The organism is Sedimentitalea todarodis (assembly GCF_032595355.1).
Taxonomy (GTDB): Bacteria; Pseudomonadota; Alphaproteobacteria; order Rhodobacterales; family Rhodobacteraceae; genus Sedimentitalea; species Sedimentitalea todarodis.
Map to the genome: position 1 here is coordinate 41,254 of NZ_JASMWN010000001.1, position 15,876 is coordinate 57,129.

At 61.0% G+C, this 15,876-nt stretch carries 13 protein-coding genes; 8 read left to right on the top strand and 5 right to left on the bottom strand.

What is annotated here, in order from left to right:
- Positions 1-14: 14 nt before the first annotated feature.
- The 4 genes from QO231_RS00210 (at position 15) to QO231_RS00225 (ending at position 4,390) form a co-directional block, all read left to right on the top strand.
- Complete coding sequence (locus tag QO231_RS00210; protein WP_394356555.1) at positions 15-1,136, top strand: aminodeoxychorismate synthase component I; 1,122 nt, start codon at positions 15-17, stop codon at positions 1,134-1,136.
- Positions 1,091-1,756 carry an aminotransferase class IV family protein gene (locus QO231_RS00215; RefSeq protein WP_316771790.1) on the top strand — a complete coding sequence of 222 codons (666 nt, stop codon included), beginning with the start codon at positions 1,091-1,093 and terminating at the stop codon, positions 1,754-1,756. Before QO231_RS00210 ends, QO231_RS00215 begins: the two co-directional genes overlap by 46 nt.
- Positions 1,757-1,820: 64 nt before the next feature.
- A complete protein-coding gene (aspS, locus tag QO231_RS00220; protein ID WP_316771793.1) occupies positions 1,821-3,599 on the top strand; it encodes an aspartate--tRNA ligase in 1,779 nt (592 codons plus the stop codon).
- Complete coding sequence (locus tag QO231_RS00225) at positions 3,599-4,390, top strand: BglII/BstYI family type II restriction endonuclease (protein ID WP_316771796.1); 792 nt, start codon at positions 3,599-3,601, stop codon at positions 4,388-4,390. Before aspS ends, QO231_RS00225 begins: the two co-directional genes overlap by 1 nt.
- A gap of 106 nt (positions 4,391-4,496) precedes the next feature.
- On the opposite strand, the gene QO231_RS00230 is transcribed toward QO231_RS00225, so the two are convergent.
- Positions 4,497-5,129: an MT-A70 family methyltransferase gene (locus tag QO231_RS00230; RefSeq protein WP_316773039.1), complete on the bottom strand. Its 633-nt coding sequence runs from the start codon at positions 5,127-5,129 to the stop codon at positions 4,497-4,499.
- A gap of 225 nt (positions 5,130-5,354) precedes the next feature.
- On the opposite strand from QO231_RS00230, the gene QO231_RS00235 reads away from it, so the two are divergent.
- Both QO231_RS00235 and QO231_RS00240 read left to right on the top strand, forming a co-directional pair.
- Complete coding sequence (locus QO231_RS00235; protein WP_316771798.1) at positions 5,355-6,746, top strand: DUF1800 domain-containing protein; 1,392 nt, start codon at positions 5,355-5,357, stop codon at positions 6,744-6,746.
- Between the two features lie 10 nt (positions 6,747-6,756).
- Entirely contained in the window at positions 6,757-7,929 is a 1,173-nt protein-coding gene (locus QO231_RS00240; protein ID WP_316771801.1) for a DUF1501 domain-containing protein, read from the top strand.
- A gap of 83 nt (positions 7,930-8,012) precedes the next feature.
- Here QO231_RS00240 and QO231_RS00245 read toward each other — a convergent pair whose 3' ends face one another.
- From QO231_RS00245 to QO231_RS00260, 4 genes are all read right to left on the bottom strand, one after another.
- The gene (locus QO231_RS00245) at positions 8,013-8,732 is read right to left on the bottom strand and encodes a response regulator (RefSeq protein WP_316771804.1); all 720 of its coding nucleotides are present in this window, start codon (positions 8,730-8,732) and stop codon (positions 8,013-8,015) included.
- Between the two features lie 118 nt (positions 8,733-8,850).
- Positions 8,851-10,014, bottom strand: a complete 1,164-nt coding sequence (locus tag QO231_RS00250; protein ID WP_316771806.1) for an alpha-hydroxy acid oxidase — start codon at positions 10,012-10,014, stop codon at positions 8,851-8,853.
- Positions 10,015-10,088: 74 nt separating this feature from the next.
- Positions 10,089-10,880 carry a tryptophan synthase subunit alpha gene (gene trpA, locus QO231_RS00255; protein WP_316771809.1) on the bottom strand — a complete coding sequence of 264 codons (792 nt, stop codon included), beginning with the start codon at positions 10,878-10,880 and terminating at the stop codon, positions 10,089-10,091.
- 72 nt (positions 10,881-10,952) lie between these two features.
- The gene (locus QO231_RS00260) at positions 10,953-11,717 is read right to left on the bottom strand and encodes a nuclear transport factor 2 family protein (protein ID WP_316771815.1); all 765 of its coding nucleotides are present in this window, start codon (positions 11,715-11,717) and stop codon (positions 10,953-10,955) included.
- A 333-nt stretch (positions 11,718-12,050) separates the two neighbouring features.
- Here QO231_RS00260 and ychF point away from each other — a divergent pair, with 333 nt between their 5' ends.
- Positions 12,051-13,148: a redox-regulated ATPase YchF gene (gene ychF / locus QO231_RS00265; RefSeq protein ID WP_316771818.1), complete on the top strand. Its 1,098-nt coding sequence runs from the start codon at positions 12,051-12,053 to the stop codon at positions 13,146-13,148.
- Between the two features lie 207 nt (positions 13,149-13,355).
- Entirely contained in the window at positions 13,356-15,845 is a 2,490-nt protein-coding gene (locus QO231_RS00270) for an AAA family ATPase (protein ID WP_316771821.1), read from the top strand.
- Positions 15,846-15,876: the final 31 nt, after the last annotated feature.

Consider the following 15,876-nt stretch of genomic DNA (forward strand, 5'->3'; position numbering starts at 1 on the left):
GGTATGTGGCACAGTTGGATATTCGCTTTGATCATGGGTCGCAGGGGCCGGGCGACTGGTTTCGCGATCCGATGCGCCTGATCCGCGCGGATCGTCCGGACGAGGTCGGGGCGGCGCTGGCCGAACTGGATGCGGCGCAGGCAAACGGGCATTGGCTGGCCGGGTATTGCAGCTACGAACTCGGCTATGCACTGGAACCAAGATTGGCCGGATTGATGCCGGAGCGCCGGCGATTGCCACTGATCTGTTTCGGGGTATACGGCGCGCCGGGGCAGGGAAACCTGACCGACGGCGCGGCGGAGTTCGAAGTGTTTCAGCCGGGCTGGAGACGCGAAGAATACGGTCGCGCGTTCAATCGGGTGCATGCGCTGATTCGCGCCGGAGATATTTATCAGGCGAACCTGACCTTTCCGATGCGCGCGTCTGCGCATGGCGGGGCCCAGGCGTTGTATGCGGCGCTGACGAGGCGGCAACCGGTCGGATATGGTGCGCTGGTGGAACAGGACGGCCTGCCGGCCCTGATCTGCCGCTCGCCCGAGCTGTTTTTTCGTACCGATGGTGCCGGGGCAATCGAGACAATGCCGATGAAAGGCACCCAGCCACGCGGCGCAGGTGCCGCTGACGATGCCCGACGGCGGGCCTTTCTGGAAAGTGACGTCAAGAATCGCGCCGAAAACCTGATGATTGTTGACCTGTTGCGCAACGATCTGTCCCGCGTCAGCCAGCCCGGGTCGGTGCGGGTTCCGACGCTCTATCACGTCGAAACCTACACGACCGTGCACCAGATGGTGTCCCGGGTGACCGCGCAGTTGCAGCCGAGGGTTGGGCTGGGCGGGATCATGCGCGCGCTGTTTCCCTGCGGCTCGATTACCGGTGCGCCCAAGATCCGCGCGATGGAGATCATTCGTGAACTGGAGATGGAAGCACGCGACATCTATTGCGGCAGTATCGGTTGGGTCGCGCCGGATGGTCGGAGCGGTTTCAATGTGGCAATCCGCACCATCCTTCTTGAGGATGGGCAAGCGCAGCTGAATGTGGGCGGCGGTGTGGTCTATGACAGCGACGCGAACAGCGAATATGAAGAGGCGCTATGGAAAGCCCGGTTTTCGGCGATATCCCAACCGATACCCGTCTGATCGAAACGCTTGCCTGGCAACCGGGAAAGGGAGGGGTCGATGCCGACCTGCATCTGGACCGGATGGCGCGATCGGCGCAGGCACTGGGCGTGCCATTCGATCGTGTCGCTGCGCATGCGCTGTTGGCGTCGGTGACAGGAGAGCTGCCGCTGCGTTGCCGCCTGACGCTGGGGCCGGACGGCGGATTTGATCTGACAACGGCAACGCTGGGGCCACCTGCGCCGATCTGGACAGTGGCATTGGCCCGCCACGCGGTGAGGTCGGATGATCCCTGGCTCAGGCACAAGACCACCAATCGGGACCTATATGATCACTCCCGCGCGACGATGCCTGTGGGTGTGGACGAGCTGTTGTTTCTGAATCAGCGCGGCGAAGTGTGCGAGGGCACGATCACCAACCTGTTCGTACGACTTGGCGAGGGGCGGCAGGTTACGCCGCCCCTGTCCTGCGGTCTGTTGCCGGGGGTGTTGCGGGGGCGGTTGCTCGCCAGCGGCAGCTGGAGCGAACAGGTGCTGACACCGGATGATCTGGCCGATGCAGAGGCAATTTGGGTTGGAAATGCGTTGCGCGGGCTGATCCGGGGCCGGTTTCAGGGAGCAGGTCGGGTCAACACGGCTTGACTTTTGCGGCGCAGCCTTGTGTACCGACGCGACGCCAGAAACCACCCAAAACGAGGCATTTCCCATGCACGCCTATCGCAGCCATACCTGCGCCGATCTGACTGCCGCCAATGTCGGCGATTCCGTCCGCCTTTCCGGCTGGGTCCATCGGGTCCGAGATCATGGCGGGGTTCTGTTCATCGACCTGCGTGACCATTACGGCGTGACGCAGGTACTGTGCGATGGCGACAGCCCCGCCTTTGCAGAGCTGGAAAAGGTGCGCAGCGAGTGGTGCATTCGCATCGACGGAACCGTCAAGGCGCGCGATGCCGAGCTGATCAACGCCAAGCTTCCAACCGGCGAAATCGAGGTTTATGTGCGCGAACTTGAGGTTCTGGGGGCCGCTGCCGAACTGCCGTTGATGGTGTTTGGCGATCAGGAATACCCCGAGGAAACCCGCCTGCGGTATCGCTATCTCGATCTGCGACGCGAGGCGATGCAGGCGAACATGACCCTGCGCTCGGATGTGGTGGCGTCAATGCGCCGACGCATGTGGGATCGCAAGTTCCGCGAATTCCAGACGCCGATCATCACCGCGTCCAGCCCCGAGGGCGCGCGCGATTTTCTGGTGCCGAGCCGTTTGCATCCGGGCAAGTTCTATGCGCTGCCGCAGGCACCGCAGCAGTTCAAACAGCTGATCATGGTCAGTGGCTTTGACAAGTATTTCCAGATCGCCCCCTGTTTCCGCGACGAAGATCCGCGCGCTGACCGCTCGCCCACCGATTTCTATCAACTCGACCTCGAGATGAGCTTTGTCACCCAGCAGGACGTGTTCGACACGATCCAGCCGGTGCTTCAAGGCGTGTTCGAGGAATTTGGCGAGGGGGCCAAGGTTGATACTGACTGGCCGCAGATTTCCTATCGCGATGCCGCCCTGTGGTATGGCACCGACAAGCCCGACCTGCGCAATCCGATCAAGATGCAGGATTGTTCCGAGCATTTCCGCGGGTCCGGATTCGCAATCTTTGCCAAGCTCCTGGAGCAGGACGGCACCGAGATCCGCGCCATTCCGGCCCCGACAGGCGGCTCGCGCAAGTTCTGCGACCGGATGAACGCGTTCGCGCAGAAAGAGGGTCTGCCGGGGATGGGGTACATCTTCTGGCGCGATCAGGGGCAGGGCATGGAAGCCGCTGGACCGCTGGCCAAGAACATCGGCCCCGAGCGCACCGAGGCGATCCGTCAGCAACTGGGGCTGAAGGTCGGCGACGCGGCATTCTTCCTCGGGGGCAAGCCCAAGGCGTTCGAAAAGGTGGCCGGCAAGGCCCGCGACGTGATCGGCGCGGAACTGAACCTGACCGAACAGAACCGGTTTGCCTTTGCCTGGATCGTCGATTTTCCGATCTACGAGCAGGACGAGGAAACCGGCAAGATCGACTTTGAACACAACCCGTTCTCGATGCCGCAGGGCGGGATGGCGGCGCTGGAAAGCGATCCGCTCAAGGTGCTGGGCTATCAATACGATCTCTCGTGCAACGGCTATGAACTGGTCAGCGGTGCGATCCGGAATCACAAGCCCGAAATCATGTTCAAAGCGTTCGAAATCGCCGGATATGGCAAGGATGAGGTCGAAAAACGCTTTGGCGGCATGGTCAACGCGTTCCAATACGGCGCACCGCCGCACGGTGGCTGCGCGGCCGGGATCGACCGGATCGTGATGCTGTTGGCGGATACGGCGAACATCCGCGAGGTCATCATGTTCCCGATGAACCAGCGCGCCGAAGATCTGATGATGAACGCGCCGAGCGATCCAACCAGCGATCAGCTGATGGAACTGGGCCTGCGGGTGATTCCGCAGGAAGACTGATGTTGGAGCGGTTGCGCGAACTGGGGTTTGACATCGCAACGCGCAACCATGCGGACGCCATCCTGTCGTTCGATTTTGCCGAAGATCTGGACAGTCTCGTGGCGCGGCTCGCCGCGTTTCGCATCCATATCAGCGAGTTGATCGGCGGCGGCGGCGGTGAAAGCGGGCAGACCCAGAGGCTGCGCCGTGCGCTGGATGCCGGTGGCTGGCGCAAGCATCACTTTTCGGTCGAGACCATCGTTGACGGTCAAACGCGCGCGGGGGTGAGCCACGAGGTTGACCATGTTCGGTTTGCGGACAACGGCACGCTGGCGCTTGAGATAGAGTGGAACAACAAGGACCCGTTCTTTGACCGGGACCTCGAGAATTTCCAGCGGCTGCACGGGCTGTCGGCGATTTCTGTCGGGATCATCGTAACCCGCGGTGCCTCTATGCAGGATGCGTTCCTGCCTCGGATCACCGGTTGGATGAAGGCACAGGGACTGGACAGCGAAGAGCATCTGGAACGTCTTGGCATCACCGAGCGCACCCGCGCGCAACGCGACGCCGTGGCGCGGCAGGTCGAACGCGGCGTGCCGTTTGCAGAGGCATTTGCAAAGACCTTTGTCGCCAGCAAATTCGGCCAGGCTTCGACCCATTGGTCCAAGCTGGACGAACGCGTGGCGCGCGGTGTCGGCAACCCATGCCCATTGTTGCTGGTCGGACTGCCCGCAGATGTTCTGGTGGATGCGGCCGCAAGCGTGATCAGAGATACGGCAACGGCCCCCGACCTGTTCAGCAGGAACGGCTAGGCGATTCGCGTCAAACCTGAGTCACCTAACGCTGCCTGAAATCATAGATTTCAACGCGTTGGGTGACGCAAGATGCTTCACGTTAGACCCGAAACGCACTGGGCCGTTATTCGGCGGCGACGCCGGAATTGTAGGCGTATGTCTTCCAGCCGGGTTTGTAATCGGCGTCCGCCTGATTGCCCCAGACGGTCCAGCCATCCCGCACACCGCGCCCGAACAGCTCCAGATAGGGCCCCCAGGAACAGCTTTCGATCAGGTCATACTGTTCGTCGGGTTTGCGCGAATGTTCGCGTTTTCGGGTCTGCATCATGTTCACCTGCCGACGTCCGGGGGGCAGGGTCCGGGCATTCTTGCCGCGCGTGCCAAACAGCAAGATTTCGGTCACGTTGCGGAAGTAGAAGCCGACACCGCGTCCGTCGCTGCCACCATCCTTGCGGATCTTGTGCCAGACGATGTTTGACTTGTAATCAAAGCCCCATGAACGCAACACCTGCAAGCCTTCGGGCAAGAGCGCGTTGGGCACCCAAAGGTAACAATGGGCGCGGTCCTCAAGGTGCGAGGCGACCGGCAAGGCGCAAATGTCGTCAAGTGTCATGGTCGGATAGCGGGCAAGGCGCTTGTGTTCAGGCGCGATTTTCCCAGTGCGGTTGGTGAACCGCCACGGGGGATCGGCCATGATCGTCGCAAAACGGTCCGATCCGAGGAATTTTGACAGATCTTGTGAGGGGCTTTCAGTCATATCCCACATATTGCCGGTTCTCCGTGCTCTTGTCACTAGAACAATAAGGGAACATACTTGCTTTAACACGCGTTGAACAGAGGCGGCATGACCGGCGCATGGCGTTTTTCTGCGCATCGGGCGACGGAACGCCCAGCGTTGGGCGTATAACTGGAAAGGTTGGTGATTTGTGTCGCGACCTTGGTGTAGATAGCGAAGTGACTGAACCCAAGACAGGTGACGCCCGTGACCCTTTCCCCCGAACAGGCTTCAATCCGTTTCGGGTGCGGGCTGTCGCCGGAGCTGCCGCCCCAGACCACTGCCGACTTGTTGGCAGGATTACGTGGCCAGGACGATAGTGCGGCTCAGTTTCCGATCGAATCGTTTTCGGCCTACGCGCAGAACCTGGAGGCGGCCGCGCGTCTTCGGCGCGACATCAAGACAGCGAAGAAACACGGCAAAACCAAACATGCAAACGCTGCACGTGACGAAATCTCCGCCATGCGCAAGAGGCTCGCCAGCCAGAGCCTGGGATGGTACGTCAATACCCTGTTGAGGTGGAGTTGGAGCGAGGCTCCGCTGCGCGAGCGGCTGGCGATGTTCTGGGCCGATCATTTCACGGCCATGGGCAAGAATCCGATCATGGTGCCGGCGGCGTTTCCCTATATCGAGGAAGCGATCAGGCCGAATGTGAACGGACGCTTTGCGGATTTGCTGATTGCCGCCGTGACGCATCCGTTGATGCTGCATTTTCTCGATCAGTCCTATTCCGTCGGCCCGGGCAGCGTCGCGGCCGAGCGTGCCGAGCGATTGGGCGGGCTGAACGAGAATCTGGCGCGCGAGGTGCTGGAACTGCACACGCTGGGTGTCGACGGGCCCTACAATCAGGATGATGTGCGCCAATTGGCCGAGCTGTTCACCGGACTGAGCTACAAGACCGATGGGACATTCACGTTCCGGGAGGGCTTTGCCGAACCCGGCGCGGAAACGGTTCTGGGCGTCCGCTATGGCGTAGGCAAACCCGGAATCGAACCGGTATTGGATGCGTTGCGCGACTTATCCGTACATCCGGCAACCGCACGGCATATCGCCCTGAAGCTCGCGGTGCATTTCGTGTCGGATAATCCGGGTCCGGCCCTTGTGGATCACGTCGCTGCACGGTTCGTAGATACGGATGGTGACCTGCAGGAGGTCTATGCCGCGCTGCTGGACCATCCGGCGAGTTGGACCGAGGCGACGGGGAATGTAAAACCACCCTTTGATCTGATTGCCACGAGTTGCCGGGCACTGGCCGTCACACCCAAAGCGATGCAGGGTCTGGAGCCGCGCAAGGTGCGGCGGGCACTCTTGCGTCCGTTGGCAGAGATGGGACAGCCCTTGTTGAAACCTGGCGGTCCCGATGGCTGGGCCGAGGAGGACGCGGCGTGGATAACGCCACAGGGGTTGTCTGCGCGCCTGCGGTGGGCGGTGTCCGCGCCCACTGTCCTGCGGCCCAATTTGCCGGAACCGAGCGCGTTCGTGGATGCGGCGCTTGGCCCGTTTGCAACACAGTCGGTTCGTTTCGCCGCACAGGCTGCCGAGAGCCGGTCAGACGCGATCGGGCTGGTTCTGAGTTCCCCCGCGTTTCAGCGCAGATAGGAGAGTGCCAATGTCATCCGTGCGAAACCTGAGTCGCCGCGCCTTTCTGGCTCGCTCTGCCCTGATCGGGTGTTCGGTGGCAGCCAGCCCCCTGTTGACACCTGTCAGCTTTGCCGCAGCCCCGTGGGACACCCGGCTCGTGGTGATTGTCCTGCGCGGAGGCATGGACGGACTGGACGTGGTGCAGCCCTATGGCGCGCCGGAATTCGCGGCGTTGCGTGCCAATCTGACGAGTGGGGTCAACAACGGTGCTCTCGACCTAGACGGATTCTTTGCGCTCAATCCGGCTCTTGCGCCACTCATGCCACTTTGGCACCGCGAAGAGCTTGGCTTCGTGCACGCTGTGTCGACCCCGTATCGCGACAAACGCAGCCACTTTGACGGGCAGGATTTGCTTGAAGCAGGCACACCTACCTTGTCGGGCGCGCGCGATGGTTGGCTGAACCGCATGTTGGGTCAGTTGCCCGGCGTTGAGCCGCGAACGGCCTTTGCGATCGGACATGGCGAGATGAAATTGCTCGAGGGCCCGGTCGCCGTCGCGGACTGGGCGCCGGACGCGGATCTAGAGATCAGCCCGCAAGCGATGCAGCTCGCCGAACTTGTGATGCAGGATGATCCGGCCTTTCATGCCGCACTTAGCGAAGCAATGATGCTGACCGGGTCAGGCGGCGGTGCCGGGCGCGGCAAACCGCACGTAAAGGTGGCCGCGTTCGCGGCGGAACAGCTGCGCGGCGATACCCGCGTCGCGTCGTTTTCGATCAATGGCTGGGATACCCACCGACAGCAAGGCCGCAATCTGAACCGGGCCCTGGAACGGCTTTCCGACACGATCCTGACGTTGCAGTCAGGGTTGGGGCCAGAGGCTTGGGGCAAGACAGCGATCGTCGCCATGACCGAATTCGGCCGTACCGTGCGCATCAATGGCACCGGGGGCACCGATCACGGAACCGGCAGTGCGATGGTGCTGGCAGGTGGCGCAATCAGGGGAGGACGGGTGCTGGGTGATTGGCCCGGCCTGGAGGAAGCGGATTTGTATGACCGGCGCGATCTCATGCCAACCGGCGACGTACGTGCTCCCGTGGCCTGGTTGATGCGCGGCCTCGCAGGGCTTGATCGCGGATCGTTGCAGCGCGTGGTGTTTCCGGGGCTCGAGATGGCAGACGATCCCGGGATCTTGCGATAGAGTCGATGGCCTGAATGTCACGCGGGCCTTGCAAGAAAGCGTAGCATCGACATCGCGTGATCAGAACTGCCCCTGCGCCGTGTTCAAATGGCTCTCTTTTGCTCCAGACGCTCCTGAACCAACCCCGCGATGCGCGCCATATCGGTTGCAACAGGGCCACCGCGCCTGCGCGATGCCGCAAGCGACTCCGCTGCATTCGCCAGTGTGGCATCCTGTGCGCTGCGGGCCACGCCACCAACAAACTGCGCGAGATAGTCCAGCACCTTGTCGCCGGCCATATCGTTCAGGACATCGGCAACATGCGCCATGTCATCGTGAAAGGCCATCTTGTCAGGTTCGATCACTTCGTCTCGCACTGCGCGCGGGCCATTTGGCCGTTGATCAGCGGGCAGGCGCGACAACACGGCCTGCTGGAACGTGGCGAGTGAAGTAACTGGCTTGGCGAGAAAACCATCGGCCCCGGCAGCAAGAGCCGCGTCTTCGGCGTGATCGTCGCCCGATGTACCAAGGATGACAGGGACGCGGGGGGTGGCGTGCGCCAGTTCCGCAATCAAGTCAACGCCCGAACCATCGGGAAGCCCCAGATCGGCCACCAGGACGGACGGACGATACACCTGCAGATGCCGGCGTGCCGATCTCAGGCAATCGGCCCTGCGGATTCGCGCGCCGCTGCGCAGACACAAGAGACGCATCGCTTCGCAGGCGAAACGGCTGTCCTCGACGACAAGAATGGTGAGACCCAGCAGTGGCCGGTTGGCAGTCGGCACACGGGGCGGGGCGGTGAACGGATCAAATTCGTCCATGGTGGTTTCCTCTCAGCAGACCAGACTCACGCTAGGCCGCGATGGCTAACGCAACGTTAAGATCAGTGAGATTGTTTCCACGGAGTCGTTCGAGGCCTTCTGCGCTGACCCCGTTGGATCAGGCCCAGTCGCCTGCGAAACCCTTGGGAATCAACAGGTGATCCTTGCTGAGCTTAGCGACATCCGTGACACCGCACAAACCCATGGACAGGTCCAGTTCGCGGTGGATGAGTTCCAACGCCTTGGTCACGCCTTCCTGCCCCATCGCACCAAGACCATAGACATAGGCGCGGCCGATATAGGTGCCCTTCGCCCCCATCGCCAGGGCTTTCAGCACGTCCTGGCCGGAACGTATGCCACTGTCCAGATGGACCTCGATCTTGTCGCCGACCGCTTCGACGATCTCTTCCAAGACCCGGATCGAGCTTAGCGCACCGTCCAGCTGCCGCCCGCCATGGTTGGAGACGATGATCGCATCCGCGCCCACATTCAGCGCTTCGCGCGCATCGCGCGCATCAAGAATACCTTTGATGATCAGCGGTCCGTCCCACATCTTGCGGAATTCGCGGATGCGGTCCCAATCCAGTGCCTGGTCGAACGCCTCGGCGGTCCATGAGGACAGCGAAGACGGGTCCTTCACCCCCTTGGCATGGCCGACGATGTTGCCAAAGAACCGCCGCTTGGTGCCCAGCATCCCAAGGCCCCATTGAACCTTGGTCATCATGTTGGCGATGGATTTGGCGGTCAGCTTCGGCGGTGCCGACAACCCGTTCTTGAGATCCTTGTGGCGCTGTCCCTGCAGTTGCAGATCCACCGTGATCACCGCCGCCGAGCATTTCGCATCCTTTGCCCGGTCAAACAGACGCTGCATGAAGTCGTCGTCTTTCAGCGTGTAGACCTGCAACCAGAATGGCTTGGTGGTGTTTTGGGCGACATCTTCGATGGAACAAATCGACATCGTGGACAGGGTAAAGGGCACACCAAAGGTCTCGGCGGCCTTGGCGGCCTTGATCTCGCCATCGGCGCATTGCATTCCGGTCAGTCCAACCGGCGCCAGTGCGACGGGCATCGCGACATCCTGCCCGATCATCTGGCTCGCGGTCTTGCGCCCGGTCATGTCGGTCGCGACCCTCTGGCGCAGCCGGATATCCGCAAAATCGCTTGTGTTATCGCGAAAGGTCTGTTCGGTCCAGCTGCCGCTTTCGGCATAGTCAAAGAACATCCGCGGCACGCGCCGTTCATAGATGCGTTTGAGGTCGTCGATACTGGTGATCACGGGCATTGCGCAGCCATCCTTTCGCATGTCCCGTTTATCGTTAGCGGTCGTGCACCGGAAACTCAATGCGAGAGGAGAGCTCAGGCGCTATGTGCCCCGTCGGCCAATGACTTTACGAAGGCCAGCACATCGTCGACCGCTTCGCCGTCGCCGATCTTTGCGACGATGGCAGAGCCGACCACCGCACCATCGGCAACGCGTGCAATGGCCCGCGAAGTTTCGGGCGTCTTGATGCCGAAACCGACAATCACTGGCAGATCGGTCTGCGACTTGATCCGCGCAACTTCGGGGCCGACATCGACGGCTTCGGCCTCGGCCGCGCCGGTGATACCGGTGATGGACACGTAGTAGACAAAGCCCGACGTGTTTTGCAGCACCTTGGGAAGTCGCTTGTCATCTGTTGTCGGCGTTGCCAGACGGATGAAGTTCAGCCCTGCTTTCTGCGCCGGAAGACACAGCTCATCGTCCTCTTCCGGCGGCAGGTCGACCACGATCAGACCGTCGATTCCGGCGGCTTTGGCATCTTGCAGGAAGGTTTCGACACCGCGACTGTAGATCGGGTTGTAATACCCCATCAGCACGATTGGAGTCGTATCGTCGCCCTTGCGAAATTCCGTCGCCAGTTGCAGCGTCCGCTGAAGGGTCATGCCAGCGTCCAACGCCCGCTGCCCGGCCAGCTGAATGGTCGGCCCGTCAGCCATCGGATCGGTAAATGGCAGGCCCAGTTCGATGACGTCGACTCCGGCCCCCGGCAGGCCTTTGACCACCTCCAGCGAAGTATCGTAATCCGGATCGCCCGCCATGACGTAGGCGACAAACGCCTTTTTGCTCTTTGCGGACAACTCTGCGAACTTGGCGTCGATACGGGTCATGATGCTGGTTCCTTCTGCCTCCCCGTGCCTTGCCAAATAGAATGGCAGAAATCAATGCGTGACATACGCTGTTCAGAATTTGCCGTTGGCATTTTTCCATTCGCTTTGCGGCGCGACGGTCTCGGTCGTGTCCCAGTGCTCGACCAGATTGCCGCCATCAACACGGAACAGGTCATAGAATGCCGTATGAAGCCCGTCGCATTCACCCTCGCATACAGAGAGCGCAAAATTTCCCTCCGCCAGAACTCGATGTAACGTTTGGTATTCGATCCGTGGTTGTCCGTTCCTGGACGCCGTTAGCCTCGCATGGAGGGCGGCAACGCCATCGGCGCTGTGCGGGTTGTGCTCGGCGAAACTGTCACCGTCCACAAAATCCCCCAAACGGGCGATATCCCGGCCAATCAGTACGGTGTCCACAAACGCTCTGACCAGCGAGCGGCTCTGCTCGGTCAGGGCGTGGTCACCGGCCTCGGTCGGTCCATCCACCATGCTGCGACGCGAATCGTTTGGCCCCAGCCTGTCCTGAATGTTGTCCCAGTGTTCAACGGCCTGATCATCCTCGAACCGGAACACTTCAAAGCAAATTTTCCGGCTCGCGAAATCATACTCCATATGCGCGAATACAAAATCGCCGTCCTCAAACCCACGCACCATATTGACCTTCGGCTCGGTCTTGGACAGGCGCGAAAACAGCGCTGCCAGACCCTCGTTGCCTTCATGGGTCTGTGGATTGTGCTGAACATAACGGGACTCATTCACGACCGAAACGGGTCCCGGCTCTCCTGTTTCGATGCTCTTGAGCAAACTACGGATCCGTACTTTCTTCGAAACTGCCATTCCCGCCAACTCCTCTGATACTGATTTGGTCCCGGTGCATGTGGCAATTCATCTACAATAGCTGACAGATAACGGCGAACCCAGCGAAGAATCTGCGGCACAGGTTTGCCACCGTCCTGATGCAGGCCGCGTGCGACCTGCATGAGAACTTGACCAAATGGTCGCACCAGATCCGGGTGTTGGATAGGGCCTCCCGATCACAAAGCAATCCGCTCCCTCTCTGTTAGATCTCGAAGCTGTCGGCCAGGCCCGCGGTAAGTGTCAGACAATAGCGTGCTTGCGCCCTGCGCGCCTGCCCACTAGAAGCGGGCGAAATTCAGGCCGGAGGACAGCATGGGCTTTAAGATGGGAATCGTGGGGCTGCCCAATGTCGGCAAATCCACCTTGTTCAACGCGTTGACCCGTACGGCCGCCGCGCAGGCCGCAAACTTTCCCTTCTGCACGATTGAGCCCAATGTGGGCGAGGTCGCGGTTCCCGACACCCGGCTCGACAAGCTCGCCGCAATCGCAGGGTCCAAACAGATCATCCCCACGCGGATGACCTTTGTCGATATCGCCGGTCTGGTGAAAGGCGCCAGCAAGGGCGAAGGGCTGGGCAACCAGTTCCTTGCCAACATCCGCGAAGTGGACGCCATTGCCCATGTGCTGCGCTGCTTCGAAGATGGCGATGTGACCCATGTGGAGGGCAGGGTCGACCCGGTGGCCGATGCCGACACGATCGAAACCGAACTGATGCTGGCGGATCTTGAATCGATCGAAAAGCGGCGGGCGAACCTTGTCCGCAAGCTCAAGGGCACCGACAAGGAAGCGCAACAGCAGGATCGTCTGCTCGCAGCCGCGCAAGAGGTGCTGGAAAACGGCAAACCGGCGCGATTTGTCGAAGTCGATGACGAGGATCTCCGGGCCTGGAAACTCTTGCAACTTCTGACAACCAAGCCGGTCCTCTATGTCTGCAACGTCGGCGAATCCGACGCCGCGGAGGGCAATGACCATGCCGCCCGTGTTGCCAAAATGGCGGCGGCGGAGGGCAACGCGCACGTCATCATCAGCGCTCGGATCGAGGAAGAAATCAGCCAGCTCGAACCGGACGAAGCACAGATGTTCCTCGAGGAAATGGGCCTGCAGGAGGCCGGTCTCGACCGCCTGATACGCGCGGGCTATGACCTGCTGCATCTTGAGACCTACTTTACCGTCGGCCCGAAAGAGGCCCGAGCCTGGACTATTCGCAGCGGCACTACGGCACCGCGCGCAGCCGGTGTCATTCATGGTGATTTCGAGAAAGGGTTCATTCGCGCGGAAACCATTGCCTATGACGATTTTGTCACGCTTGGCGGCGAGCAGCCCGCAAAGGAGGCTGGGAAAATGCGCGCCGAGGGAAAGAGCTATGTCGTCAAGGATGGCGATGTTCTGCATTTCCTTTTCAACACCTGACTGCAAAAAATGCGTGAATGGGACACGCCCGGGAATTAATGGGCGCATCGCTTGAAAAACGAACGCGAAATGGCACAATGGAGCCCTATTACATGTTAGGATCCAACAGGCCCATGCCGCAGCAAGTTGAATCACCGGCGCTGCCGGTCGATTGACGTTCGGCAATTCTGGCATGAGGTGTCCTGCTCAGGTTGGTTTGTATGCGCGATGTATGAAACCTTTTTCGATCTGAAGACGTTGCCGTTCAAGATCACGCCGGACCCGTCCTTTATGTACTGGGACGTGGCCCACAAGCGCGCCGCCAGCGTTCTGGCTTTTGGCATCGAGCAATTGGTTCCTATCACCGTGGTCACGGGCGATGTGGGGACCGGCAAGACCACCCTGCTTCAGCATTTTCTTGAAGAGGCCCCGCGAGAGACCACCATCGGGATGCTCTCCAATTTCTGGAGCGGAATGGGGGGGCTCTACCAATGGATCCTGAGTGCATTCGACATTCGTGTCGAGGGAAGCACCGTCCAGCAATACCGTGCATTCGAGGATTTTGCCATTTCGGAATACGCTGCCGGGCGGCGCTGTGTTCTGATCGTGGACGAAGCTCAGAACATTTCCGATGAAGATCTCGAGCAATTGCGCATGTTGACCAATATCAACGCGCGCAAGGATTGCCTGGTGATGCTGTTTCTTGTCGGCCAACCCGAATTGCGCGACCGTTTGAAACAGCCGAACAATAGCCAGATCGCGCAACGGGTCGGAGCGGCGTTTCATCTCGGCCCGATGAACCTCGAGGATACCGGGCATTATGTTCGTCACAGGATATCCGTCGCCGGGGGCACCCGCGAGATATTCGATGACGGCGCAATCGAGCGAGTTTTCGGTGTGTCCGGCGGCGTCCCGCGCCTGATCAATGTGGTATGTGAACTCGCGTTGGTGACCGCGTTCGGGGAAGGCGTCGAGACGATCGACGCTGCCTATATGGATGAATTCCTGGCGGAGGCGGCAGAGACAGGTCTGATTGCCCATCTTCCTAACCAGCCACCGACACCGGTCAGTGGCCCCCCACCCCGCCAGACTGCAAAAGGGCCGGCCGGCAGCCCAGGTTCACCTTCCTTTCGCAAGTCGGCCTCGCTGGGCACTGGCAAGCCAAGCATTAGACTGGTCTCTGACCCATGGGATACGAAAGAGACCGTCAGTCCCGATGCCGATCCTCATGTGCCCGCCGCGCGGACCGCCGAGCCTGCACCTGAAGAAGCGGCGGAGACCACAGCGGAACCTGCGTCGCAAGAGCCCGACGGAGCACCCCTGTCGGACGATGAGGCATTGGACCTCTTGTCGCCAGAACCGGTAGTGACGCCGGAACCGCAAGCCGAGTCGGAGCAACCGCGCGAAGCGGCAAAGGACGTCGTGGCGTTAGAGCAGCAACCGGGGCTGAATGAGGTTCTGGATGCCAACCTTGCCTCCGCGTTGCGGCAAGAACCCGATCAGCCGCCCGCGCGCAGCACCGTGTCGCGCGGCGTCGTTGCGCGCACCCGCAACAATCGGGTCAATGTCGCTCTCATCGGCGTCGCTGTCGTGGTGGTTTTCGGCGCCGGAATCTGGATCCTTCGTGAGACGAGCTCCGATGGGGTTGCGGATGTGCCCCCCTCGGGGACCGCACCGGAATCCACTGAAGCGGCGCAGGAACCTGCCGTTTCAGACGCCCCGCAAGACGCCCCTGCGCAGCCTGAGAACGATGCTGGCGTGAAAGAGGAGCCTGCGGCAGATGTAATCGTCGCCACGCCATCTGCTGGTAGCGCGCCGGAGACAGACCATGCGGTTGAGAGAGACCCGGAGCCGGTCGCATCCGGCGCGATCGTGTTGCTGGACAATCCTGCCGGCGAGGCACTCCTCGAGAGCGCCCTGACCGCGAGTATTTCCGATCCGTTCGCTGCGGTGATCGACTATTCCCGCGCCGCTTTGCGTGGTGAGGACCAAGCCGCCTATTACCTCGGGCAGTTGTTTGAGACCGGCGTCGACGTCCCGCGCGATATTGCCGCCGCCCGTGCATGGTATGAACACGCGCAATCCAACGTGCGCAGCGCAAGGCGACGGCTTGCCGGCCTCGAAGCGGTGGAAAGCACCGGACCGTTGGCGGCAGCCATGCCGTTGCTCGGTGGCCAACTTCCTGATGGCACGGCTGAATTCGTGTGGTCAGGTGGCGTCGGTGCGGCCCCGGAGTACTTCGTCGTCGAAATGGCTGCGGCACCCGATGCGCCCATCGTCCGGCTTGCGCCGACAGGGCTGACCGCCGTTTCGATTCCAGATATCGGCGACGAACAGGTCTGGCGCGTGTTGGCGGTCCGGCCTGCGTCGTCGGACTACGTCGTTTCAAACTGGTACGCCATGGGGCAGGCGGGTGAGCCGGTGTCAACAGATGCCGGTCCGGTCCGTCCGGAGGTTTCTGTCGGCGGAACGGAGGCGGATACGATCAATGCCGCCGTCGCTGCCCTCACCGCGGCGGGTATCTCCGTGACCAGCGAAAGTTTCCTTGATGCCGCCAATGAAGGGGGCGTCGTCAGGTATGCCTATGACGCCGATCGACCGGCCGCAGAACAGGTAATATCGCTATTGGGAAATGATCTGGAGCTGGAACAGATTCCAGCGGAGCCTACCGAAAACAGGCTGATATTGCCGGGTCAGTTGTCCGTGGTTCTTAATTGATTTGTTTCGATTTTTGAAACTCTGTCAACGC